Origin of the sequence: Cedecea colo, assembly GCF_011808225.1 — a bacterium.
GTDB classification, from domain to species: domain Bacteria; phylum Pseudomonadota; class Gammaproteobacteria; order Enterobacterales; family Enterobacteriaceae; genus Dryocola; species Dryocola colo.
Genome location: NZ_SOYS01000001.1, coordinates 105,761 through 130,055, shown reverse-complemented (window position 1 = coordinate 130,055; position 24,295 = coordinate 105,761). Strand labels below are relative to the sequence as shown.

The following is a 24,295-nucleotide window of genomic DNA, read 5'->3' as shown; positions in this document are numbered from 1 at the left end:
GAGAGGGTTTTCTCGATCCAGTTCCCTTGCCCCTTTGGGGAGAGGGTTAGGGTGAGGGGAATATCAGCACAACAGGACTCAACTCATGGCTTACACCACTTTTTCACAGACGAAAAACAACCAGCTTGCTGAACCCATGTTCTTTGGCCAGCCGGTGAACGTGGCACGCTACGACCAGCAAAAATATGACATCTTCGAAAAGCTGATCGAAAAGCAACTCTCCTTCTTCTGGCGTCCGGAAGAGGTGGATGTGTCCCGCGATCGCATCGACTACCAGGCCCTGCCGGAACATGAAAAGCATATTTTTATCAGCAACCTGAAATACCAGACGCTGCTCGACTCCATTCAGGGCCGTAGCCCAAACGTTGCCCTGCTGCCGCTGATTTCTATTCCGGAGCTGGAAACCTGGGTTGAAACCTGGGCGTTTTCCGAAACGATTCATTCGCGTTCATACACGCATATCATCCGTAACATCGTCAACGATCCGGCGATTGTGTTTGACGATATCGTCACCAACGAAGAGATCAAGAAGCGCGCCAAAGATATCTCTGGCTACTACGACGATCTCATTGAGATGACCAACTACTGGCATCTGCTGGGCGAAGGCACGCACAGCGTTAATGGTAAAACCGTCACCGTTAACCTGCGCGCGCTGAAAAAACAGCTTTATCTTTGCTTGATGAGCGTCAACGCGCTGGAAGCGATTCGCTTCTACGTAAGCTTTGCCTGCTCTTTCGCCTTCGCTGAACGCGAGCTGATGGAAGGCAATGCCAAAATCATCAAGCTAATTGCCCGTGACGAAGCGCTGCACCTGACCGGTACTCAGCACATGCTGAACCTGATGCGTTCCGGTGAAGACGATGCGGAAATGGCGGAAATCGCCATCGAATGTCGTCAGCAATGCTACGACCTGTTCGTGCTGGCGGCTGAACAAGAGAAAGAATGGGCAAGCTACCTGTTCCGCGACGGTTCGATGATTGGCCTGAACAAAGACATCCTGTGTCAGTACGTGGATTACATCACCAATATCCGCATGCAGGCCGTTGGTCTGGATCTGCCTTTTAAAACCCGCTCGAACCCAATTCCATGGATCAACGCGTGGCTGGTGTCGGACAACGTGCAGGTGGCGCCGCAGGAAGTGGAAGTCAGCTCCTATCTGGTTGGTCAGATTGATTCCAATATCGATGCTGACGATCTGAGCAATTTCCAGCTCTAAGATGAGCCGGATTACGCTTCGCATCACCGGCGCACGGTTAACGTGCCGGAAAGAACACCCTTCCCTGCTGGCGGCGCTGGAACATCACCAGATCGCCGTCGAATACCAGTGCAGAGAAGGTTACTGCGGCTCCTGTCGTACGCGCCTGATTGCAGGCCAGGTCAGGTGGCTTACCGAGCCGCTGGCGTTTATCCAGCCCGATGAGATTTTGCCCTGCTGCTGCCAGGCGCAGGGCGATATTGAAATCGAAATGTAAAAACCTCCTGCGGGAGGTTTTTAATTTATGTCGCTTACCTGCCTTTCATTTTTAGCCGTTGGTGATGTTGCTTTTTACCCATCATTACCGCCAGCACGCTGCCGCCGATCGTTACCATAAAGCCGCCGTCCCAGCCGAAGAAGCCCACGATAGCGCTTGCCGGATCTTTAGATTTCAACGGCCTCGACGATATTAATCCAGCCGTGTTCGGCAGCCACGTCCCAGCCGTTGAGCCAGCGGCGTAGCATATTGAGCGCCATCATGGCGCAGACTTCCTGGCGGGTACGCAAACCGTGGCGATTAACGTTAAATTTCACGCATAAACCGTGCGTGCCCGTTGGGGTATGCAACGCGAAGTTAAGCCGATCGCCCTGCATGGAACCGACCACCAGCGCCAAATCACAGCCCGTTTGTGCAGCCAAACCTTTCGCCCGGCTGGCTATTTCAGAAAGCGATTCAGACACAGGCGACAGCACGCCGCTGTCGCCAGGCTGGACGCCGGCGCCGCAGAGCTGTAGGCAAAGCAGACCAGCGGTGAACTGCTCGCTAACGGCGATGCTCAGCCCTTTTGCTTTTAAGCGCCCGGCAAGCTGCGCGGGCAGACCTTCCGTTCCCTCAAAAATGACGCTTTCACCCGCCACGCGCTGCACCTGCGGCCAGACGGCTTCCATTTCTTTGCGCAGGCTGGCAGGCCCGGTCAGCTTTAGCTCAATAATTGGCATAGATGAGCGATAGCCCATCACCACGCCTGCGGGCAGCGTAAGCGGCTCAAGACTCTGCGCAAGTTCGCTTTCTGAACGTCCGAACGTTGTCAGACGCAGGCAAACCGGCGGTTCGGGCAGCGTAAAGCGCTCGCGCAGGCGCGGCATAATTTGTTTTTCTACCATCACCTTAAATTCAGACGGTACGCCGGGCGTGAAGAACATCAGGCAGCGATTCAGCTGCAAGGCAAATCCGCAGGCCGTGCCGACAGGGTTGTCCACCATTTCGCTGTTCGCCGGGATCTGCGCCTGCTTACGGTTGCTCGGCGCCATCACGCGCCCGCGTTCGGAGAAGAATGTCTCCATATATGTAAGCCATTCTTTATGCTCGATAAGCTCAACGCCTGCGGCAGTTGCTGCCGCCAGCGCGCTCAGGTCATCGCTGGTTGGCCCAAGCCCGCCGTTAACGATAAGAATATCCGCCTGCTCGCTGCGTTCTTTTAATACCGAAACCAGATCGTCGAGACTGTCGCCTACCGTGTTGCGGCGCGACATGGGCAAACCCTGGTTGAAAAGGTAATCGGCAAGCCAGGCGGCGTTGGTATCAATAATTTGCCCGTACAGCACTTCATCGCCGGTAGAGAGCATTTCCACTTTTATCATCGTTTTACTCCGTGGGAAGGGAACGATTTACTATACCTCAAGCGGAAAGAGATGGAGGGGGAAATACAAAGGCCACGACAGGGCGCCGTGGCCAGAGGAGTTAGAACGCGGCGCTTACGCCTACGTACGGGCCGTCTGCAACCGTATTATCACGATCGCCATCTTTGCCTTTCAGACCGATATAACGGTAGCCGCCGCGAAGGGTGACCGGACGCATGATTGTCCAGCTCACGCCTGCGCTTGCTTCCTGATAATCTTTTACGCCGCTGGACAATGAATCCGGGGAGTAATAGTAGTCGCCAAAGATTGCGAAACTGTCAGAAACAGGCCATTTCAGACCGCCGCCGACGGCTATCGCGTAACCTTCATCGCCATCTTTTGGATTCAGATAAATACCCTTCCCGCCCACGGTGCCCATAAACGGACCCAGCGGAACATTCAGGCCTAAGCCCAGGCCCGCGACGTCGCCGTCATCATCGTTATGCGCATAGTTGCCCGTTACCGCAAGACCGCTCGTTTCGGTGCCGAAGCCCACGCCCACGTTGGTGTATTTTTCACCCGCTTCACCGCTGATGCTGATAGCGTCGGCGGCGGTGGAAACCAATGCTAAGCCGGCAATACCAGCCATGATTACTTTATTCATTCCTTGGATCCTGACAAAAGAAAAAGGGTCGTCGCGAAAAAAAGCTGATTGTACAGACAGGCGTTATGTAATCAACGTTCTGAAAAGGCGCTTCGCCCCTTGTTTGTAAGAAATTGAAAAAGATCGCTATTTTCATGACAGGATCAAGGAATAGCAGCGATAGAAAGCGCCAGATTGCTCTTAGATCGTCTCTTGCTGAACAATAGCCGCAGTTTCAGACACGCAGTTATGGCCCCCTTTTCCTTCGTTACGGAGATAACAATGACTAAGAAAGGATTAACTACCGCAGCCGGGGCGCCCGTCGCCCATAATAACAATGTTGCTACCGCTGGCCCTCGCGGCCCTATGTTGTTACAGGACGTCTGGTTTCTCGAAAAACTGGCGCACTTCGATCGTGAAGTGATCCCTGAGCGACGTATGCATGCCAAAGGTTCAGGCGCATACGGCACTTTTACCGTCACCCGTGATATTACTCAGTACACCCGGGCAAAGCTGTTCTCGGATATCGGCAAGAAAACCGACCTGTTTATCCGTTTTTCAACCGTGGCTGGCGAGCGCGGTGCCGCCGACGCGGAACGCGATATTCGCGGCTTCTCCATCAAATTCTACACCGAAGAAGGCAACTGGGATTTGGTCGGCAATAACACGCCTGTTTTCTATCTGCGCGACCCGCTGAAGTTCCCGGACCTTAATCACGTGGTTAAACGCGACCCGCGCACCAATCTGCGTAACCCAACCTACAAGTGGGATTTCTTCTCTCTTCAGCCGGAATCACTGCATCAGCTCACCATCGACTTCAGCGACCGCGGCCTGCCGCGCTCGTATCGTCACATTCACGGTTTTGGCAGCCATACCTTCAGCTTTATCAACCACGATAACCAGCGCTTCTGGGTGAAATTCCACCTGAAAACCCAGCAGGAAATCGCCAACATGATGGATGACGAAGCGGCAAGCCTGGTTGCCAGCGACCGCGAAAGCGCCCAGCGCGATCTGTTTGAAGCCATTGAAGGCGGCAATTTCCCGCGCTGGAAGTTTTACGTTCAGGTTATGCCGGAAGCGGATGCCTCTAAAACGCCTTATAACCCGTTTGACCTGACCAAAGTCTGGCCGCACGGCGACTATCCGCTGATTGAAGTGGGTGAGCTGGAGCTGAACCGCAACCCGGACAACTACTTCGCAGAAGTTGAGCAGGCGGCAATGTCGCCGGCGAACGTGGTGCCGGGAATTGGCTTCTCTCCGGACCGTATGTTGCAGGGCCGCCTGTTCTCTTACGGCGACGCGCAACGCTACCGTTTAGGCGTCAACCATCACCAGATCCCTGTTAATGCACCGAAATGCCCGTTCCATAACTACCATCGCGATGGCGCAATGCGAATCGACGGCAACAGCGGCAACGGCCCAACCTATGAGCCAAACAGCTTTAGCGTTTTCCAGGAACAGCCTGATTTCAGCGAGCCGCCGCTGAGTATTGAAGGTGCAGCCGACCACTGGAATCACCGCGAAGATACCGACTACTTCAGCCAGCCGCGTGCGCTGTTTAACCTGCTGAGCGACGAAGAGCATCAGCGTATGTTTAGCCGTATCGCCGGGGACATACAGGACGTGCCTGAATTTATTCAGGAACGCCAGATTGGCCTGTTTAGCGAGGTTCATCCTGCCTACGGCGCAGGCGTTGCCAATGCGCTGAAAGCATTAAAAGAAGCGAAGTAACTTACATCGCGGGGAGTCAGCTCCCCGCAACCCAGACCTGTACGGCTTTACGTGAAATTTTAATTCCGCCCTGTTTTACCGCAGCAGGTAAACGCAGCCAGCGCACAGGCTGCTGAAAACGGGCCAGTTTTCCCTGCACCCAGTTTTCAAGCCGGGCCATATCAAAATCAGCATCCGCCTCAATCACCGCAACGGGGCGATGTCCAAATTCAGCATCTTCAACGGGCACCACAAACGCCTGTTCCACGGCCGGATGCGCCGCCAGCACGCGCTCGATTTCTTCAGGCTGGATACCTTCGCCGCCGCTGAAGAACTGATTATCAAGACGCCCGACGATGGTTAAACGCCGGTCGTTTAACACGCCTCGATCCCGGGTGCTGAACCAGCCATGTTCATTGAGTAAGGGAACCAGTTTACCTTCCTGCCAGTAGCCGCTGGCAAGGCTTGATGCTCGTATCCACACTTCCCGATCGACTATTTTTACTTCCCGTCCGGGCAGCGCTTCGCCGACGTCCGGCAGCCCGTCGGCACGCTTGGCGCATACCGTAGACGCCAGCTCGGTTAAACCGTAGCCGCACCAGCAGTTCACCCCGCGCGCCTGCGCCGCCTCGGTTAGCGCAACCGGAATTGCCGCGCCGCCAAGCAGCACTTCACGCAGGGTCAGAGGCTGAGATTGTTCAAGCAGGCGCCACAGCTGGGTCGGCACAAGGGAAGCATGAGTACAGCCCTGAAGCGCCTCGCTAAGGGTATGCAGATCGCGCACCACCATGCATCCACCGGCAAGCAGCCAGCGCCACAAAATTCCCTGCCCGGAAACGTGATACAGCGGCAGCGATAAAAGCCAGCTATCGTCTTGCCCATAATTCATCACGGACAAAACGCCCGCAGCGCTGGCAAGATGCGCTTCGCCGGTATGCACCGCGGCCTTGGGTAAGCCGCTGGAGCCGGAGGTTAAGGTCATCGAAACCGGCCGCTGCGCCAGCCAGTCAACCTGCCAGGCGTCGCCTGGAGTGACGTTCAGAGAGCTATAACCGGGAACGGGTGACGCAGAACCAAGCACCAGCGTATGACTGAGGGTTAAACCGGGCAGCAATTGTGCGAGCAAACTATCCGGTAACTGCGGATTGAGCGGCAGAACGCGGGCCCCGCATTGCAGCAATGCCAGCCAGCAGAGCACGGCTTCTGCGCTGTTTTTCGCCCTTAGGGCAACGCCCTGTCCTTCGCAAACGCCCTGCTGCCGGAACCCATCGGCCAGCGCATCAACACGCTGGCAAAGCGTTTGCCAGTCGAGAGTTTCATCCGTAAGCGTCAGAGCCGGTGACGTTCCACAATTAGTTGCCCACTGCTGCCAGGGCCAGGTAACAAAATTCATATAACGCGCTCAAGGCTGGTAACTTGCCAGCAGGGTAAAGTGCTGCCCGGCCACTCGCGTACCAGCTGCGCCTGCATCAACGAAAGCGTATCCAGGCCCGGAATGGTCTGTGGCGTGAGCCATGCGGCGATTCGCGCCAGTTGAGTCAGCCCAAGGCTGGATTCAACGGACGAGCTGATTACCGCCGTTAATCCCAGGACGTGGGCCGTTTCAACCTGCTCGCGTACTTTGGCCAGGCTGCCGGTAAGGGTTGGCTTAATCACCACGGCGCTCAAACCCGCGTCGGCAGCGAATTCAAAATCTGCCTCACGCAGGCTTTCATCCCAGGCGATGGCAATACCTGTTTCACGAGCGAATTCGCGGGACTGCGCGCGGGTTTTGCACGGCTCCTCGATAAATGCGATGCGCGGGCGCAAGGCCGGATTAACGTATCTGGCAAACTGCTGCGCTTTTAGCGGCGTCCAGCCTCGATTGGCGTCTAACCGCAATCGCAAATCGGGCACGGCTTCCAGCAGTAAATTAACGACCATGCCGTCGCGTACGGCTTCGTACAGGCCAACTTTCACCTTCGCCACTTTTTCGCCGGGCATCGCTGCCAGCATGGCAAACAGTTCGTCCGGGTCGCCGGTACAAAGCGGTGCGGCACGATAATCGGCTTTCGTTGGCAGCTCGCCGCTGATTTCCGCCAGCGCACAGCTAAGTCCAAATGCGACGGACGGCATTTCAGGCAGCGCAGCGTCGGATCCCGCTTGCCAGGCGGCGAGCCATTCCAGCGCCACGGCCGTTGTCTCTGCCACCGTTTCGACGCTAAAGCCCGGCAAGGGAGATATCTCGCCCCAGCCTTCTTTATCGTCCCGCGTCAGACGCACCAGCAGACCATCGCGCGTTTTCAGGCGCTGCTCGCGCAGCACCACGCCCGCATCCATTGGCACCTGAAAGCGCCACAGCCCTGCGCTTCGCATTATGGATTCCGTTTAAATTTGCTGAAGTCCGGCTGGCGCTTCTGGTTAAACGCGTTGCGTCCTTCCTGGCCCTCTTCGGTCATATAGAACAGCATGGTGGCGTTACCCGCCAGTTCCTGAAGGCCTGCCTGACCGTCGCAGTCCGCGTTCAGCGCGGCTTTCAGGCAACGCAGCGCCATCGGGCTGTTTTGCAGCATTTCGCGACACCAGCGCACGGTTTCTTTTTCCAGCTCAGCGACCGGCACCACGGTATTGACCAGGCCCATTTCCAGCGCTGCTTCCGCGTCGTACTGACGGCACAGGAACCAGATTTCACGCGCTTTTTTCTGGCCAACGATGCGGGCCATATAAGACGCGCCCCAGCCGCCGTCAAAGGAACCCACTTTTGGGCCGGTCTGGCCGAAGATGGCGTTTTCCGCCGCAATGGTCAGGTCGCACATCATATGCAGCACGTGTCCGCCGCCGATAGAATAACCGGCAACCATTGCAACAACAGGCTTAGGACAGGTGCGGATCTGACGCTGGAAATCCAGCACGTTCAGATGGTGCGTGCCGCTCGCATCCTGATAGCCGCCGTAGTCGCCGCGCACTTTTTGATCGCCGCCGGAGCAGAAAGCTTTCTCGCCTTCGCCGGTCAGAATAATGACGCCGATATTGTCGTCATAGCGGGCATCGGCCAGCGCGCCGATCATCTCTTTAACGGTTAAAGGACGGAAAGCGTTGCGCACTTCCGGGCGGTTAATGGTGATTTTGGCGATGCCGTCAGAGGATTTGTGGTAACGAATATCGCTGTAACCTTCCGAGCAGTCCTGCCACTCAACGGGTGCGTAAAGCATTTGTTCATCAGGATAAATCATGGAGTTTCCTCAACAGGTTGACGCAATAAAGTCAGCAGGCAGGCACGGAATGCGGCAGGATTTTCCCTGTGCGCGTTGTGCCCGGCCGCGGGAATAAGATGTGGTGAGAGATTCAGGCTTTCCGCCACGGTGCGGAATTTTTCATCCCGCGCGCCACAAATATAATGAAAAGGAACGCGTAGCTTCTGTAAGCTCGCATGCAGGTCGGGCTGGACGCCAAGGGAGGTGGATTCAAGCATCACGGCGAGCGACGCGGGGTTATTCTGGCTACGCAGTGTGATTAGCTCTTCCCGCTCTTTATGGGTCAGCGAACTGAATACCGGCTGCTGATACCAGTCCAGCAATGCTTCCCTGAGCGGTGCCTGAAGGAAGCGCTGCGCCCAGCGGCGGTCCGATGCCTGCCGGTTTTTGCGGGCATCATCATCGGCAAGACCGGGATGACCGCCTTCGATAATCAGCCCAAGCAAACCTGCGTTTTCGCTCTGGCAGGCGTGATACATCGCTACGCGCCCGCCGAGGGAGTAGCCCACCAGCCAGTATTTTAGTATGTTGTAACTAATGAGCGTTTTACGCAGTAAATTATCAACGCCAGCAAACCCGTCCGCAGTAATATCGGCTGACCCGCCATGGCCGGGCAAGTCCACACGTAGCTGCGGCCAGTCAGCAAAGGCTTCGTGAAAGCCGGTCCATTCCTGCCCGCTGCCCAAAAAACCGTGCAGCCAGACCAGGCACGGTAAATCAGCCCGGCGGCCAGAAGCGGCTACGGCGTGCAGAATCATGCCTGGCTAACCTGCGCAAGCAAGTTTTGCAGCGTCCGCGCGCCGTCCGTTTCCGGCACGGTGATTTCGACGATGGTGGCCTGCGGCCAAAGCCATGCCCTGCTCACCACCTCCTGTAGTTCGCTCCACGAGCCCGGATGGTAATAAGCCAGGCTGAACATCGCCGCCGCATGGGAGAAATTCACATCCTGCGGCATGCAGTAGAAACGTTCACGCTCTTGCTCGGGCGTCGGAAGGAGCGAGAAAATTTGTCCACCGTTGTTGTTTACGATAAGCAGGACAAAGGGCGCGGAAACCTTGCGCAGCAACGCCAGGGAATTCATGTCGTACAGCGCGGAGAGATCGCCAACAATCGCCAGCGTGGAACGGGCAGTGGCGCGCTGTACGCCAGCGGCAGTGGATAACAGTCCGTCGATGCCGCTCGCCCCCCGGTTGCTGTAGACCGGATAACCCGCCGGTAACTGCGCAAACGCATCGACAAGCCGCACCACCAGGCTGTTACCGACAAACAGTTGCCCCGCCTCCGGCAGCAGTTGAGGCAGGCGGGCAGCCACCTGCGTCTCACCAAATTCAGCGGTGCCGAGGGCGACGGCGTCCTGAGCAAGACGCGCCAGCGGCGCCAGCTTTTCTGCCCAGGAAGGACGTTTTTCGGCGGGATGCAGCTCCAGCCAGTCCGCAATATTACAGGATAAACGGCGGCCGCGATGGTTAGCGGGATCGAGCCTGCCGGGAAGCGGGTCGATTAACCAGTACTCTTCCGGCGTGCAGGTTGCCTGCCACTGTAATAAGCGCTTGCCCGTCAGGCTGCTGCCAAACTGGATAATGATTTGCGCGCGCGCCAGTTCCGTCGTCGCCTGGCCGTTACTCAGCCAGAGATCGGCGCAGGGTAAAGGCTGTCCGGTTTGCGAGAGCACATCGCCTATCAGCGGCCAGCCGAGCATTTTTGCCCATGCTGCTACCCGCTCGCCCTCTTCCGCGCTCATGCGGCCGGCAACGACAACGCCACGTTTCTGCCGCCAGAAAAACCAGTCGCGCTGTTTGACGCTCTCACGACCGTAGGTTTCTCGCAGCCAGGGCTTATCGCTCTGCCACCAGTCTGCCAGCGCTTTTTGCCAGCTAATCCCGGCGTCATCCGGCGCGCCGTAAAGCGGCTCCGCAAAGGGGCAATTGATATGCACGCCGCCGGTTTGCTGGCCCAGAGCGCTGTCGATGGTGGAAACCAGCCAGCGCGCGGGGATATCCTGCGTGGGACGAGGCAGGTTCACGCTGACGGTTGGATGCGAGCCAAACATACCCGGCTGACGGATAGCCTGGTTGGCACCGCAATCGATAAGTTCCGGCGGACGGTCTGCCGTTAACAGGATGAGTTTTTCACCGGTAAGTCCCGCTTCAATCAGCGCAGGATACAGATTAGCTACCGCCGTGCCGGAGGTGACGATCGCCGCGACAGGCTGGCCGCTGGCTTTCGCCAGGCCTAATGCGAGGTGCCCTAATCCGCGCTCATCAAAATGGGTATGGCAAACAAAAGCCGGATTCTCAGCGGCCGTTAAGGTCAGCGGCGTAGAGCGCGAGCCTGGGGCGATGCAAACGTGGCGCACGCTGTGGCGGGTGAGCGCTTCAAGGATCACCTGCGCCCAACGGCGGTTAAAAGAGCTTATCGACATATTCAGGTCCTGAGTCAATTTTGCTGACTCATTATAATTATTGCTGGAGTGAATATATTGATATGAACCAGTAATGTGTCATTCAGAAGGCTGTTCTGGTCAATAAGGTGCGCAGTCCGGCGGCTTTATTTTCTATTTCCTGCCACTCCTGAGCCGCATCCGAACCCGCGACAATGCCCGCTCCGGCATACAGCCTGACCGTAGCGCCGGTAATTTTTGCCGAGCGCAGCGCGACACAAAACTCCGTTTGATGACGGGAAAGGTATCCCGCCGATCCCGCGTACCATTCACGCTCGAATGGTTCAAAGTCATTAATGAATGACCTGGCCGCCTCGCGCGGCAGACCAGCTACGGCCGCCGTGGGTTGCAGTTGTTCGAGGCAAACGGCGTCGTCCGCCTTAAGCAGTTCTGTCCAGATACAACGACGCAGGTGCTGTACTTTACGCAGGCGAACCACCTGCGCAGGCAGCACGTCCAGCACGCCTACTGTCTGTTTCAGGCGCTGGCAGATATCTTCCACAACCAGCATATTTTCGCGCTGATTTTTGTCATCTTTTAGCAGCCACTGGCCTAAAGACCAGGCGTGGTAATCCTCAACGTGGTTAGCGACGGTTCCGGCTAAGGCTTCCGTACGCAGGGCGGAATCAATGCGCCGCCATAGCCGCTCCGGGCTTGAGCCAAGAAAAGCGCTATGGGCATCAAACACCATGAGGAAGTGGTAGCAGTGGAAATTGACCCGCCGGCTGGCGGCCATAAATCCCGCAGCGGAAACCGGCGCGGAAAAGTGCAGATCGGTGGCGCGCGCCAGCACTACTTTTTCCATCTCACCGCGGCCAATCGCGACCGTAGCCTTGCCAATCAACGCGTGCCATTCATCCTGGCCTGGCTGATGATGTTCGCTCAGGCATTGCAGATGAAGAGGAAGCAGGGGCTTAGCCGCAAGGATTTGCTCAAGAAAAGCCGCGGCTTCTCGCGCGTCATCCCTTAAGGATGTTTCGCTGTAAAGATGAAGCCACAGGCAGGCCTCGCCCCCTTTTCGCCGCCACTCAAGGCGCGACAAAAACAAAAAGCCCTGCGCCGGATCGAAGGCATTAAGCCCCCAGATACGCAGCGAGGGCGTTTGCGGCCAGGTATTCAGAAAGGCCTGCGCATCGGCCAGAGCGTTAAACTGACGTACGGCGCCAAGCGCGGCAACTTCGTCATTGCCATCTCTTTGCTGCCAGTAAAATTGCGGATAAAGACGCTGGCAGGCAAGCCAGGCTAGCGGATCGGAATCATCGCTTAAGGTGACGTCGACACCCAGGCGCTTAAGGCCGGGTTCGTCCGCAAATTCTTCTGTCAATGCAAGCTGGAGCCGTTGCAGCGCGACGGTCACTGAATTCACGTTTACCTCACCTTCCCTGAAAAACCCCTGATTATACGTGGTTATGACAATAAAAAAAAATCCCACCCGGTGGGTAAGATTTCATTTTATCCGGCGCACGCTGTAAAGTGCGCCAGCGTTGCCTTAGCGACGGGCTAACAGCAGCCCAAGCACCAGCCCTGCGGCGGCACCTACGCCAATCCCCTGCCAGGGTTTTTCACGGACGTAATCATCGGCACGGTAAACGGCTTGTTTGGCGCGATAATAGTACGTGTCGGAAGCGTTACTGACGCGCGCTTTGACATCGTTAAGCGCCTGCTCGGCACGTTCTTTTAGTTCGATATACTTTTGATCCGCCGGATCGCCGGAAGAACGCAGGACTTCCTCAAGCGTTTCACTAAGCAGGGTCAGATCATCATCAAGACGAGATTCATACGGTTGCATTATTTTTCTCCGTGTTATTTCCACAAAAAGGAAAGGAAATGTGCTCGTCCGCTAACTATAGACAATGGCGCTCATTTTCGCCTCTTGTCAGGCCTTAACGATTTGCCATGCCAACGTGGGGGATGCCGTCCTCATCATAAACTTCGGTCACGGGCTTAAAACCAAAGTGAGCATAGAACGATTGCAGATGCGCCTGCGCCCCGAGATAAATCGTGCTGTCCGGCCAGTGCTGCTGGCATGAAGCCAGCGCCTGCTCCATCAGCTTATAGCCCAATTTTTCGCCGCGCATACCCGGATCAACGATCACGCGACCAATCACCACCGGCTCCAGTTCGTTATCGCTTTTCAGCATTCTGGCATAGGCCACCAGCTTGCCGTCACGCCAGCCCAACAGATGCCGGTTTTCTCCCGCCAGGTCTTCGCCGTCAAGGTCCTGATACGGGCAGTTTTGTTCAACGATAAAGACCGCGTTGCGCAGCGCCAGCACGGTGTACAAAGAAGGGACATCAAGCTCGGAATGATGCAGGTCCTGCCAGTGGATCATGGTTGCGCTCCTGATTGCGGCATAATAGATGGCTTATACTAAAGGTTTTTTAGCGGTTGCCGGAGCAAAAGGAAACCATGGAGTTAACTTTTTTAGGTACTTCAGCGGGCGTGCCTTGCAAAACGCGCAACGTCAGCGCGATAGTTTTTAATCCGATGAATAATCAGCCTCATCTCTGGCTGTTTGACTGCGGTGAAGGAACGCAACACCAGATGCTGAACACCGTGTTTAACCCCGGTAAATTCAGCAAGATCTTTATTACGCATCTGCACGGCGACCATATTTTTGGCCTGCCGGGCCTGCTGTGCAGCCGGTCGATGGCGGGTAACGATGCGCCTTTAACGATTTATGGTCCGCAAGGCATACGCCAGTTTATTGAGATGGCTTTGCAGCTTAGCGGTTCCTGGACAGCCTTCCCTCTTCAGGTGACAGAAATTAGCGCAGGCGAAATTTTTTGTGACGACGAGTTTCGCGTTATCGCCTTCCCGTTAACCCATCCAGTTGAATGTTATGGCTATCGTATTGAGCAACACGACAAACCCGGCGCGCTTGATGCGCCGCGTCTAATGGCGCAGGGCGTGCGTCCGGGGCCAATTTTTCAACGTCTCAAGCGCGGTGAAACGGTTACTCTTGAGGATGGACGTATTCTGAATGGTATGGATTATCTGGGTGCGCCCCGGAAAGGGAAAACGCTGGCTATCTTCGGGGATACCGGCCCGACGCCAGCAGGACTGGCGCTGGCAAACGGCGTGGATGTCATGGTGCATGAAACAACGCTTGAAGCCTCGATGGAAGAAAAGGCCAACAGCCGCGGCCACTCCACCTCCGTACAGGCTGCGGCACTGGCGAAAGCCGCAGGCGTCGGCCAACTGGTGATAACCCATTTCAGTTCCCGCTACGACCAGACAGGGTGTGAAGCTTTACTCAACGAATGCAGAAATATTTTCCCGGCTACCGTGGCGGCTGAGGATTTTCTGACCGTCAAAATCTGAGCGAAAAAAAACCGCCGACAAGCGGCGGTTTAGAGCTTTGTGGCTCAGCTTACATTAACGGCTTCGCCAACTGTACCAGGTCGATAAGCGGCTGCGGATAAACGCCCAGCAGCAGTACCAGCACGGCAGAGATCAGCACTACCACGCCGCCTGCGGTAAGCGCCCAGTTTCCTGGAGTATCGCGGTTGAGCTGCTGAGGCGCGCTCAGATACAGGCTCACCGTCACACGGAGGTAGTAGTAAAGGCCGATGGCGCTGCCCAGCACAACTGCGCCGGTCAGCCACCACAGGTGCGCCTGCACGCCTACCGCGATGATGTAGAACTTACCGATAAAGCCCAGCGTCATTGGGATACCGGCCAGAGAAAGCATCATCACCGTCATCACCGCAGACAGGATTGGCTTATGCCAGAACAGACCACGGTAGGAGTACAGGGAATCTGCATCCGGGCCACGGTACGGGCTGGACATCAGGCTAACCACGCCGAATGCGCCGAGGCTGCTGAACAGGTAACCTGCCAGATAAACGCCCACGGATTCCATCGACATGCCGCCGCTTTGCAGAGCAATCAGCGCCACCATCAGATAACCCAGGTGGGCGATGGAGGAGTAGCCGAGCAGACGTTTGATATTGGTCTGGCTCAGCGCCATCAGGTTACCGAAGATGATGGAGACGAAGGCGATAAGGCCCAGCACCACGCGTACGGCTTCGCTGTTGCCCACCGGCGCATAGAGGAACAGACGCATCACCAAGCCAAAGATGGCGATTTTACTGGCGGTTGCCAGGAAGGTGGAAACCGGAGCAGGTGCGCCCTGGTATACGTCCGGCGTCCACAGGTGGAACGGCACCAGAGAAAGTTTAAAGCCGAGGCCAACAATCATCAGGCCCAGACCCGCCAGCAGCAGCGGCTCGTGCAGCAGGTTGTCCGCCAGGCTCTTGCCGAGGCTGACAAACGACAGGCTGCCGGACTCTGCGTACACCAGCGCCATACCAAACAGCAGGAATGAAGAGGCTGCGGCAGACAGGATGGTGTACTTGATGCTCGCTTCCAGCGATCGTTTCTGACGGAAGGCATAGCCAATCAGGCCGAACAGCGGCAGTGAAATCAATTCAATGCCGAGGAACAGCGCGGCCAGATGGTTTGCGTTAGCCAGCAGAATGCCGCCCATGGCTGCAATCAGCACCAGCAGGTAGAACTCTTCGCGGTTGTCGGTATAACCCTGCAACCACGGATAGGCGAACGTACAGGTGGCAAGGCTTGCCAGCAGCACCAGGCCGGTATAGAGCATGGCATAGCCGTCAACGCGCATCAGCGGAGTGACGTCCATCGCACCCGCCTGCCCTACAAACCACAGGGAAACCAGCGCGGCGTTAAGACCGATTACGGACAAAGTTGCATTGACAAAATGGTCGCGTCGCCACGCTATGGAGAGCATCACAACCACCACCGTCAATCCGACGATCAACAGCGGTAGCAGCGCAGTCAAATGTTGAGGAGTTATAGTCATGGCGAATTACGGCCTTGTAGTTGAAATTGAACTGGTGAACCACTGCTGCACATTGCTCATCGCAGCGTGCGAGGTATCCAGAATCGGCTGTGGCCAGAAGCCCAGCAGGACTAACAGCACCACCAGCAACAGGATGATAAAGAACTCGCGCAGCGACATCCCCGGCAGCTGCTTATCGCTGATTTCGCTCTTCGCTTTACCGAAGTAGGCGCGATGCAGCATCGCCAGAGAATAAACAGAGGCAAACACCAGACCGAAGGTCGATACCACGGTAATGACCGGCACAATGTGGAAGCTGCCGAACAGGATCATGAACTCGCCAACGAAGTTACCGGTGCCCGGCATCCCAAGGGTTGCCACAGCAAAGAACATCGACAGACCCGGCAACCATTTAATTTTGTTCCACAGGCCGCCCATCAGGCGCATATCACGGGTGTGCAGACGCTCATAGAGCTGACCGCAGATGATGAACATACCCGCCGCGGACAGACCGTGAGCAATCATCTGGATAACCGCGCCCTGGTAGGCCAGTTGGCTGCCGGTATAAATGGCAATCAGCACGAAGCCCATATGGGAAACGGAGGTGTAAGCAATCAGACGCTTGATATCGGTTTGTGCGAAGGCCATCCACGCGCCGTAGAAGATACCGATGACACCCAGCCACATAGCGACTGGAGCGAATTCGGCAGAAGCTTCCGGGAACAGCGGCAGGGAGAAGCGCAGCAGACCGTAGGCCGCGGTTTTCAGCAGGATACCTGCCAGGTCAACGGAACCCGCCGTTGGTGCCTGGGAGTGCGCGTCCGGCAGCCAGCCGTGCAGCGGAACCACCGGCATTTTCACCGCAAAAGCGATGAAGAAGCCCAGCATCAGCAGCCATTGCACGCCGTGGGACATCGGCGTTTTCAGCAGCAGCTCGTAGTTGAAAGTCCAGACGCCGGTTGCGTTGTAGTGCACGAATACCAGGCCCAGAATCGCAATCAACATTACCAGACCGCTTGCCTGGGTATAGATGAAGAACTTGGTTGCGGCGGTAATACGCGTCTTCCCGTCGGAGGCTTTATGGCCCCACAGCGCAATCAGGAAGTACATCGGCACCAGCATCATTTCCCAGAAGAAGAAGAACAGGAACATGTCGATGGCAAGGAACACGCCGATAACGCCACCGAGGATCCACATCAGGTTGAGGTGGAAGAAGCCCTGATATTTTTCGATTTCATTCCAGGAACAGAGTACTGCCAGCACGCCAAGCAGACCGGTCAGTACGACCATCAGCAGCGACAGGCCGTCCAGCGCCAGGTGGATTTCAATCCCGAAACGTGGGATCCACGGCAGGACAAATTCTGACTGCCACTGCGGTAAACCCGCAGCCTGCGTCAGAGAATAGCCGCCCTGCAACCACAGTTGCAGCGAAAGCGCCAGTGTCAGCCCCATGGTCACCAGCGCGATCCAACGCGGCACTTTTACGCCGAAGCGCTCGGTTTGCCAGCAGAAGAAGCCGCCAATAAAGGGGATTAATATTAGCCAGGGTAATAGCATGGCATTTGTGTCCCTAAGTCAAAATAAACCAAAACATCACTCACCTTCCTCCCCCGGCGGGGGAGGAAACGTTGAATTAGCGCAAGACCAACAGCAGGCCCAGAACCACCACCGCACCGATACTCATGGATGCGACATACCAGCGCAGGTAACCGTTCTCGCTCACCAGCAGGCCACGGCCTGCGAAGCGGGAAAGCACTGCCGGAATGTTCATCATCGAGTTCAACGGATCGCGTTTGAGCAGCCATGCGATGCCAAGGTATGGCTTCACGAAGACTTTGTCGTACAGCCAATCGAAGCCCCAGGCATGGAACCACCATGTGCCAAAGAAACGGCCCGGCGCGCTGTTAGCGATAGCCGTTACCAGAGTGCGTTTACCCAGCCACAGCCAGGCTGCAATCAGGATACCGGCGATGGCTACCACGCCTGAGGTAATCTCAAGCGTCAGCACGCTACCGTGCGCAAGCTCCGTCGTTTCTGGCAGTACACCGGCTAATGGCGGAACGATCATGGCGCCAACGAAGGTGGACAGCACCAGCAGCACAATCAGCGGCAGATGATGAGTAATGCCTTTAAGCGCATGGGCGTGGATCTGCTCTTTACCGTGGAAGACGATGAAGATCATACGGAAGGTATAGAGAGAGGTCATAAACGCCCCGACCAGACCCGCAACCATCAGGTTGATATGACCGTTCGCCATCGCGCCGGCAAGGATTTCGTCCTTACTGAAGAAGCCTGCTGTAATCAGCGGCAGCGCAGACAGCGCTGCGCCACCGACCAGGAAGCAGGCATACACCAGCGGAATCGACTTGCGCAGACCGCCCATTTTGAAGATGTTTTGCTCGTGGTGGCAGGCCAGAATAACCGAACCGGACGACAGGAACAGCAGCGCTTTAAAGAATGCGTGCGTCATCAGGTGGAAGATTGCCGCATCCCATGCCTGCACGCCAAGCGCCAGGAACATGTAGCCAATCTGGCTCATAGTGGAGTAAGCCAGCACGCGTTTGATGTCGGTTTGCACCAGAGCCGCAAAGCCTGCCATCACCAGCGTCACCGCGCCCACGATACCGACCAGATGCAGCACTTCAGGCGTCATCAGGAACAGGCCGTGAGTACGAGCGATCAGGTACACGCCTGCGGTAACCATGGTGGCCGCGTGGATCAGCGCCGAAACCGGCGTTGGGCCAGCCATCGCGTCCGCAAGCCAGGTTTGCAGAGGAAGCTGCGCAGATTTACCCACCGCACCGCCTAACAGCATCAGCGTCGCCCACTTCAGCATTTCATTGCCTTCAGCGAAGTGCGCAGGCGCCAGCTCAACCATTTCGCGGAAGTTGAGCGTACCCAACTCGTTGTAGAGGATGAACAGCGCGAAAGCGAGGAACACGTCACCCACGCGGGTGACCACGAACGCCTTCATGGCCGCAGCAAGGTTCTTCGGATCGGTGTAGTAGAAGCCGATCAGCAGGTAGGAGCACAGACCCACGCCTTCCCAGCCGAGGTACATCAGCAGCAGGTTATCGCCCAGCACCAGCACGACCATGCTGGCGATAAACAGGTTGGTGTACGCGAAGAAACGGGAATAGCCCTCTTCCCCACGCATATACCAGGAGGCGTACATATGGATGAGGAAACCAACGCCCGTGACCACGGACAGCATGGTCAGCGACAGGCCGTCGAGCACCAGATTGAAGCCGATATTAAAATCGCCCACCGACATCCAGGTCCACAGCGGCTGAACAAACGCCTGACGGCCATTGTTAAAGAAATCAACGCCCACAATGGCGGTGACCAGCGCTGCCAGACCGATAGAGCCAATCCCGACCGTAGCAGACAGGTTTTCCGACCAGCGACCACGAGAAAATGCCAACAATACAAAGCCAATAAATGGCAAAAGAATGGTTAACCAGAGAAGGTTCATCCACGCATCTCACTTACTGAATCGATATTCAGATTCTGGCGACGACGATGGAGCTGCAGTAACAGCGCCAGGCCAATACTGGCTTCGGCTGCCGCAAGGCTAATCGCCAGGATATACATCACCTGACCGTCGGCCTGGCCCCAATAACTTCCGGCGACCACAAAAGCGAGTGCCGCGGCGTTAATCATGATTTCCAGACTGATCAGCATGAAAAGCAGGTTGCGACGGATGACCAGCCCCGTCAGCCCCAGCACGAACAAAATGGCGGCGAGAATGAGTCCATGTTGCAGCGGGATCATACGTGCTCCTCCGTTTTTCTTTTTGTAGCCATATCTGCCTGGCGGTTGCTCAGCACTTCACCGGCGCGGTCTTCACGCCCCAGATGGAAGGCAACAACCAGACCGGCCAGCAGCAGCATAGATGCCAGCTCAACGGCCAGGACGTATGGACCAAACAGCGCGATACCAACCTGTTTCGCGTCAATTGCCGTGCCGTCGATCCCCTGATCGTTAAGAGAGAGGATCGCGTAAACCAGCACGACAAGCAGAATCGCAGAAAGCAGGCCCGGGCCAATCCACAGCTGTGGCTTAAGCCATTCGCGCTCCTGCTGCACCACCGAATTGCCGAGGTTAAGCATCATCACGACGAAGACGAACAGCACCATGATAGCCCCGGCGTAGACGATTATCTCCAGCGCACCGGCAAAATAAGCGCCCAGGGAGAAGAACACCCCGGCGATAGCCAGCAAAGAGATGATCAGGTACAACAGGGCATGCACCGGGTTGCTGTGGGTTACCACCCTAAGGGTGGTCAGGACCGCCACAAGGGCGCATATATAAAAAGCAAATTCCATTCCTGGCTCCTTAAGGTAACAGGCCTTTGACGTCGATAGGCTTGGCTTCGTTTTCCGCTTCGCCCTTATCTTTGCCGTCGATTGCCATACCTGCCATCCGGTAGAAGTTATATTCCGGGTATTTACCCGGACCGGAGATCAGCAGGTCCTCTTTTTCATATACCAGATCCTGACGCTTAAACTCGCCCAGCTCGAAGTCCGGGGTCAGCTGAATTGCGGTAGTCGGACAGGCTTCTTCGCACAGGCCGCAGAAAATGCAGCGTGAGAAGTTGATGCGGAAGAATTCCGGATACCAGCGGCCGTCTTTTGTCTCTGCCTTTTGCAAAGAGATACAGGCAACGGGACAGGCAACCGCACACAGGTTACAGGCAACGCAACGCTCTTCGCCGTCCGGATCGCGCGTCAGCACGATACGACCGCGATAGCGTGGCGGCAGATACACTGGTTCTTCCGGATACATCTGCGTTTCGCGTTTGGCGAAAGCGTGCAGACCGATCATCCAGATACTGCGTACCTGGGTGCCGAAACCAACCACTAACTCTTTCAATGTCATGGTTTTTTCACCCCTTATGGTGCCTGATAGAGAATGACCGCGGCGGTCACCAGCAAGTTGACAAGCGTCAGCGGCAGGCAAATTTTCCAGCCGAACGACATCACCTGGTCATAACGTGGACGAGGCAGCGCTGCGCGAATCAAAATGAACATCATCATGAAGAACGCGGTTTTTAACGCGAACCAGATGAACGGCGGTAACCACGGGCCATTCCAGCCACCAAAGAACAGCGTCACAATCAGGGCAGAGACGGTGACGATGCCGATGTATTCACCCACGAAGAACAGACCGAACTTCATGCCGGAATATTCGATGTGATAACCATCGGCCAGCTCCTGCTCGGCTTCCGGCTGGTCAAACGGGTGACGGTGACAAACCGCAACGCCCGCAATCGCAAAGGTAATAAAGCCGAAGAACTGCGGGATGACGTTCCACAGGTGCGCCTGGTTGTTAACGATATCGCCCATATTGAACGACCCCGCCTGTGCCACCACGCCCATCAGGGAAAGACCAAGGAACACTTCGTAGCTGAGCGTCTGCGCAGAAGCACGCATCGCACCCAGGAGTGAGTATTTGTTGTTGCTTGACCAGCCCGCGAACAGAACGGCATAAACTGCCAGACCTGCCAGCATCAGGAAGAACAGAATGCCGATGTTCAGGTCTGCCACCACCCAGTTCGGGCTGACCGGCACAATGGCAAAGGCCAGCAGCAACGAGGTAAAGGCAATCATTGGCGCAAGCGTAAAGATAACGCGATCGGAGAAACGCGGAATCCAGTCCTCTTTAAAGAACATCTTGATCATGTCCGCCACCAGCTGGAGCGAGCCGCCCCAGCCTACGCGGTTCGGCCCATAACGGTTCTGGAACAGACCAAGCAGGCGACGTTCGCCGAAACTCATGAACGCGCCGCAGGCAACGACCACTAGCAGGATCACAACTGCTTTAAGGATGCTCAGCAGAATGTCGATAACATCCGGTGTCAACCAACTCATAACGCCGCCTCCTGCAGATTTTCAAGACGAGCACCCACCAGCACCGGGGCAATGCCAGGCATGCCCACCGGCAGACCAACCTGCCCTGCTACCAGCCCTGCGGAAAGTTGCAGCGGCAGACTCAGCGTCTGGCCTTCGTAGCTGAAGGAAATCAGGCTACCCGCATTAACGCCAAGCTTAGCGGCATCCGCCGGGTTCAGCGTGATGTGCGGCGCGGCCATACGGCTCTGGAAGACCGGCGAACGTTGGGACATCTCGTCGCTACCAAACAGATGGTAGTACGGCGCAATCCGCCATTTGCCCTCTTCTGCCTGGAAGGTTTCCGGCACGGTCATGAAGAAATCAATGCCCGTATCAGTTGCTTCAATCAGACGCACGCCCGGATCGCCGTGGCGCAGCTTGCCGCCCACTTCGGCCTGGAATTTGTTCCATGCCTGCGGTGAGTTCCAGCCCGGTGCCCATGCGAATGGAATCTGCGAGCGCGGCGCGGACGGCTGGTTGTTCCCTTCCATCGAGAAGGAGAACATCGTGTCTTTATCCTGCGGCTGACGCGGTTCGTGCACGCTGATATTGGCGCGCATCGCCGTACGTCCGCTTGAACGGATTGGAGAACGCGACAGTTTCTGACCGCGAATGCGGAAGCTTGCGTCAGGCGCAGCTTCTTTGATACCGGCCAGCTGCGGAAGCCGCTGAACACAGGCATCGATAACGTGATCGAGCTGCGTCCAGTCCACTTCACGGCTCTGAACGGTGCTGTGCAGGGCGTGCAGCCAGCGCCAGCTTTCAAGCATCGCAACGTTATGGTCGTAGTACGCCGGATCATAAACCTGGAAGAAGCGCTGTGCGCGGCCTTCGTTGTTGATGACCGTACCATCGCTCTCGGCAAAGCTCGCGGTGGACAGCACCAGATGGGCTTTGTCCATGATCGCAGTACGCTGATGGTCGATAACCAACACCAGCGGCGCTTTGGCGAGCGCTGCGTCAACGCGGGCGGCGCTTGCATGGCGATGCAGATCGTTTTCCAGCACCACAACCGCATCGGCAGCGCCGCTTTCCAGTTCGCTGAGCGCGTCGTCAAGCGACCCGCCGCCGATCATACCCAGACCAACGCTGTTCACGGCGCGAGCAACCATGGTAATACCGACATCGGCCCCGCGGCCTTTCAGCGCTTTTGCGACGTTTGCCGCCGCCTGAATCACCGCTTCGCTACCGGCGTTAGTCCCGGAAACGATAAGCGGTTTTTTAGCACCCGCCAGCGCCTGAACGATCACGTCGACCTTGTTTTTCAGGTCGCTTCCCAGTTCTACGGCCGGGGAGTTGCTGTCAAGCGCATTGGCAATGGCAAAGCCCAGGCGCGCCTGATCTTCTACCGGCGCACAATAGGTCCATGCCGCAATGTCGTCCAGACGCGTGCTGTCCACGTTGGTGACAAACAGCGGATGTTTCGCATGCTGACCAATGTTGAGGATTGCCGCAATCTGCCAGTCGGCCACTTTTTGTGCCGCTGCCATTTCACGCGCTTTGCCCTTCACCGCCTGGCGAATCGCCAGCGCGGCACGAGCGCCGGTCTGGGTAACGTCTTCGCCCAGAATCAGCACCGCATCGTAAGATTCGATTTCACGCAGCGCGGGCGTATGGATACCGCTTTCACGCAGCACTTTAAGCATCAGTTGCAGACGCGCCTGCTCACCAGCAGCGATGCCGGTATAGAAGTTATCCGCACCGACCAGTTCACGCAGCGCAAAGTTGCTTTCTACGCTGGCGCGTGGAGAGCCGATACCGATCACCTTCTTCGACTGGCGCAGAATATCCGCCGCGCCCTGCATCGCCTGTTCGGCGTTCAGAACGATCAGATCGTCGCCACGGCGCTGAATCGGCTGACGAGGACGGTCTTTCAGGTTCACATAGCCGTAGCCGAAACGGCCGCGGTCACACAGGAAGTAATGGTTAACCGTGCCGTTATAGCGGTTTTCGATACGACGCAGTTCACCGTAGCGTTCGCCAGGGCTGGTGTTACAGCCCAGAGAGCACTGCTGGCAGATGCTTGGCGCAAACTGCATATCCCACTTACGGTTGTAACGCTCGGAGTGGGTTTTATCGGTGAACACGCCGGTCGGGCAAATTTCTACCAGGTTGCCGGAGAACTCGCTTTCCAGCGTGCCGTCTTCCGGACGACCAAAGTAGACGTTGTCGTGAGCGCCATACACGCCCAGGTCTTTGCCGTCTGCATAATCTTTGTAGTAACGCACGCAGCGGTAGCAGGCGATGCAGCGGTTCATTTCGTGAGAAACGAACGGGCCGAGATCCTGATTGCGGTGAGTACGCTTGGTGAAACGATAGCGGCGGAAGCTATGGCCGGTCATCACCGTCATATCCTGCAGGTGGCAGTTGCCGCCTTCTTCACAGACCGGACAGTCGTGCGGGTGGTTGGTCATCAACCATTCCACAACGCTTTCGCGGAACTGCTTTGCTTCGCCATCGTCAATGGAGATAAAGGTGCCGTCGGATGCTGGTGTCATACAAGACATCACCAGGCGGCCACGGGTATCTTCTGCGTTTTGATATTGCTTCACCGCACACTGGCGGCAAGCACCGACGCTGCCCAGCGCCGGGTGCCAGCAAAAATAAGGAATATCAAGGCCTAAGGAGAGACAAGCTTCAAGCAGGTTGTCCGCCCCGTTAACCTCATATTCTTTGCCGTCTACATGAATCGTAGCCATAGTCAGCATGCTTCCAGTTGGCCTGAATAAATTCAGGCGTTAATCAAAAA

22 protein-coding genes and 1 pseudogene are annotated in these 24,295 nt (G+C 56.5%); 4 read left to right on the top strand and 19 right to left on the bottom strand.

Translation table 11 applies throughout. The annotated features are described in order from the left end of the window. Window positions 1-85 precede the first annotated feature (85 nt). Together nrdB and yfaE are read left to right on the top strand one after the other, a co-directional pair. The gene (gene nrdB, locus E2L00_RS00610) at window positions 86-1,216 is read left to right on the top strand and encodes a class Ia ribonucleoside-diphosphate reductase subunit beta (RefSeq protein ID WP_167605588.1); all 1,131 of its coding nucleotides are present in this window, start codon (window positions 86-88) and stop codon (window positions 1,214-1,216) included. 1 nt (window position 1,217) lies between these two features. Continuing rightward, a complete protein-coding gene (yfaE, locus tag E2L00_RS00605) occupies window positions 1,218-1,472 on the top strand; it encodes a class I ribonucleotide reductase maintenance protein YfaE (protein WP_167605586.1) in 255 nt (84 codons plus the stop codon). 34 nt (window positions 1,473-1,506) lie between these two features. On the opposite strand, the pseudogene E2L00_RS00600 reads toward yfaE, so the two are convergent. The 3 genes and pseudogenes from E2L00_RS00600 to E2L00_RS00590 form a co-directional block, all read right to left on the bottom strand. Continuing rightward, a pseudogene (locus E2L00_RS00600) lies at window positions 1,507-1,632 on the bottom strand (hypothetical protein); the annotation flags it as partial. A 7-nt stretch (window positions 1,633-1,639) separates the two neighbouring features. After that, the gene (locus E2L00_RS00595; protein ID WP_167605584.1) at window positions 1,640-2,836 is read right to left on the bottom strand and encodes a nicotinamide mononucleotide deamidase-related protein YfaY; all 1,197 of its coding nucleotides are present in this window, start codon (window positions 2,834-2,836) and stop codon (window positions 1,640-1,642) included. Between the two features lie 100 nt (window positions 2,837-2,936). Beyond that, window positions 2,937-3,479 (bottom strand): YfaZ family outer membrane protein, encoded by a 543-nt coding sequence (locus E2L00_RS00590; protein WP_167605582.1) that lies wholly within the window; start codon window positions 3,477-3,479, stop codon window positions 2,937-2,939. A 261-nt stretch (window positions 3,480-3,740) separates the two neighbouring features. Here E2L00_RS00590 and katA point away from each other — a divergent pair, with 261 nt between their 5' ends. Then, window positions 3,741-5,189, top strand: coding sequence for a catalase KatA (katA, locus tag E2L00_RS00585; protein WP_167605580.1), 1,449 nt, complete (start codon window positions 3,741-3,743; stop codon window positions 5,187-5,189). A 16-nt stretch (window positions 5,190-5,205) separates the two neighbouring features. Here the strand turns inward: katA and menE are convergent, their stop codons facing one another. The 8 genes from menE to E2L00_RS00545 all read right to left on the bottom strand — a co-directional run bounded on the left by menE (window position 5,206) and on the right by E2L00_RS00545 (window position 13,174). Continuing rightward, window positions 5,206-6,561: an o-succinylbenzoate--CoA ligase gene (gene menE, locus E2L00_RS00580; protein WP_167605578.1), complete on the bottom strand. Its 1,356-nt coding sequence runs from the start codon at window positions 6,559-6,561 to the stop codon at window positions 5,206-5,208. Beyond that, complete coding sequence (gene menC / locus E2L00_RS00575) at window positions 6,558-7,523, bottom strand: o-succinylbenzoate synthase (RefSeq protein WP_167605576.1); 966 nt, start codon at window positions 7,521-7,523, stop codon at window positions 6,558-6,560. Before menC ends, menE begins: the two co-directional genes overlap by 4 nt. Further along, window positions 7,523-8,380, bottom strand: a complete 858-nt coding sequence (gene menB / locus E2L00_RS00570) for a 1,4-dihydroxy-2-naphthoyl-CoA synthase (protein ID WP_167605574.1) — start codon at window positions 8,378-8,380, stop codon at window positions 7,523-7,525. The genes menC and menB overlap by 1 nt, the downstream gene beginning before the upstream one ends. Then, window positions 8,377-9,159, bottom strand: coding sequence for a 2-succinyl-6-hydroxy-2,4-cyclohexadiene-1-carboxylate synthase (menH, locus tag E2L00_RS00565; protein WP_167605572.1), 783 nt, complete (start codon window positions 9,157-9,159; stop codon window positions 8,377-8,379). Before menH ends, menB begins: the two co-directional genes overlap by 4 nt. Further along, complete coding sequence (gene menD, locus E2L00_RS00560; protein WP_167605570.1) at window positions 9,156-10,823, bottom strand: 2-succinyl-5-enolpyruvyl-6-hydroxy-3-cyclohexene-1-carboxylic-acid synthase; 1,668 nt, start codon at window positions 10,821-10,823, stop codon at window positions 9,156-9,158. The genes menH and menD overlap by 4 nt, the downstream gene beginning before the upstream one ends. 82 nt (window positions 10,824-10,905) lie before the next feature. Continuing rightward, entirely contained in the window at window positions 10,906-12,207 is a 1,302-nt protein-coding gene (gene menF / locus E2L00_RS00555) for an isochorismate synthase MenF (protein ID WP_167605568.1), read from the bottom strand. Between the two features lie 123 nt (window positions 12,208-12,330). Beyond that, complete coding sequence (gene elaB / locus E2L00_RS00550; protein WP_167605566.1) at window positions 12,331-12,630, bottom strand: stress response protein ElaB; 300 nt, start codon at window positions 12,628-12,630, stop codon at window positions 12,331-12,333. Window positions 12,631-12,724: 94 nt separating this feature from the next. Continuing rightward, entirely contained in the window at window positions 12,725-13,174 is a 450-nt protein-coding gene (locus E2L00_RS00545; RefSeq protein WP_167605564.1) for a GNAT family N-acetyltransferase, read from the bottom strand. A gap of 77 nt (window positions 13,175-13,251) precedes the next feature. On the opposite strand from E2L00_RS00545, the gene rnz reads away from it, so the two are divergent. Then, entirely contained in the window at window positions 13,252-14,166 is a 915-nt protein-coding gene (gene rnz / locus E2L00_RS00540; protein WP_167605562.1) for a ribonuclease Z, read from the top strand. A 49-nt stretch (window positions 14,167-14,215) separates the two neighbouring features. Here rnz and nuoN read toward each other — a convergent pair whose 3' ends face one another. The 8 genes from nuoN to nuoG form a co-directional block, all read right to left on the bottom strand. Continuing rightward, window positions 14,216-15,673, bottom strand: a complete 1,458-nt coding sequence (gene nuoN, locus E2L00_RS00535) for an NADH-quinone oxidoreductase subunit NuoN (protein WP_167605561.1) — start codon at window positions 15,671-15,673, stop codon at window positions 14,216-14,218. Window positions 15,674-15,679: 6 nt separating this feature from the next. After that, a complete protein-coding gene (gene nuoM / locus E2L00_RS00530; RefSeq protein ID WP_167605559.1) occupies window positions 15,680-17,209 on the bottom strand; it encodes an NADH-quinone oxidoreductase subunit M in 1,530 nt (509 codons plus the stop codon). A gap of 76 nt (window positions 17,210-17,285) precedes the next feature. After that, window positions 17,286-19,127, bottom strand: a complete 1,842-nt coding sequence (nuoL, locus tag E2L00_RS00525; protein WP_167605557.1) for an NADH-quinone oxidoreductase subunit L — start codon at window positions 19,125-19,127, stop codon at window positions 17,286-17,288. Further along, a complete protein-coding gene (gene nuoK / locus E2L00_RS00520; protein WP_121268556.1) occupies window positions 19,124-19,426 on the bottom strand; it encodes an NADH-quinone oxidoreductase subunit NuoK in 303 nt (100 codons plus the stop codon). The genes nuoL and nuoK overlap by 4 nt, the downstream gene beginning before the upstream one ends. Beyond that, the gene (gene nuoJ / locus E2L00_RS00515) at window positions 19,423-19,980 is read right to left on the bottom strand and encodes an NADH-quinone oxidoreductase subunit J (protein WP_167605555.1); all 558 of its coding nucleotides are present in this window, start codon (window positions 19,978-19,980) and stop codon (window positions 19,423-19,425) included. Before nuoJ ends, nuoK begins: the two co-directional genes overlap by 4 nt. 10 nt (window positions 19,981-19,990) lie before the next feature. Beyond that, window positions 19,991-20,533, bottom strand: coding sequence for an NADH-quinone oxidoreductase subunit NuoI (nuoI, locus tag E2L00_RS00510; RefSeq protein ID WP_121268553.1), 543 nt, complete (start codon window positions 20,531-20,533; stop codon window positions 19,991-19,993). Window positions 20,534-20,547: 14 nt separating this feature from the next. Then, entirely contained in the window at window positions 20,548-21,525 is a 978-nt protein-coding gene (gene nuoH / locus E2L00_RS00505; protein ID WP_167605553.1) for an NADH-quinone oxidoreductase subunit NuoH, read from the bottom strand. After that, window positions 21,522-24,245: an NADH-quinone oxidoreductase subunit NuoG gene (nuoG, locus tag E2L00_RS00500; RefSeq protein WP_167605551.1), complete on the bottom strand. Its 2,724-nt coding sequence runs from the start codon at window positions 24,243-24,245 to the stop codon at window positions 21,522-21,524. The genes nuoH and nuoG overlap by 4 nt, the downstream gene beginning before the upstream one ends. Window positions 24,246-24,295 lie beyond the last annotated feature (50 nt).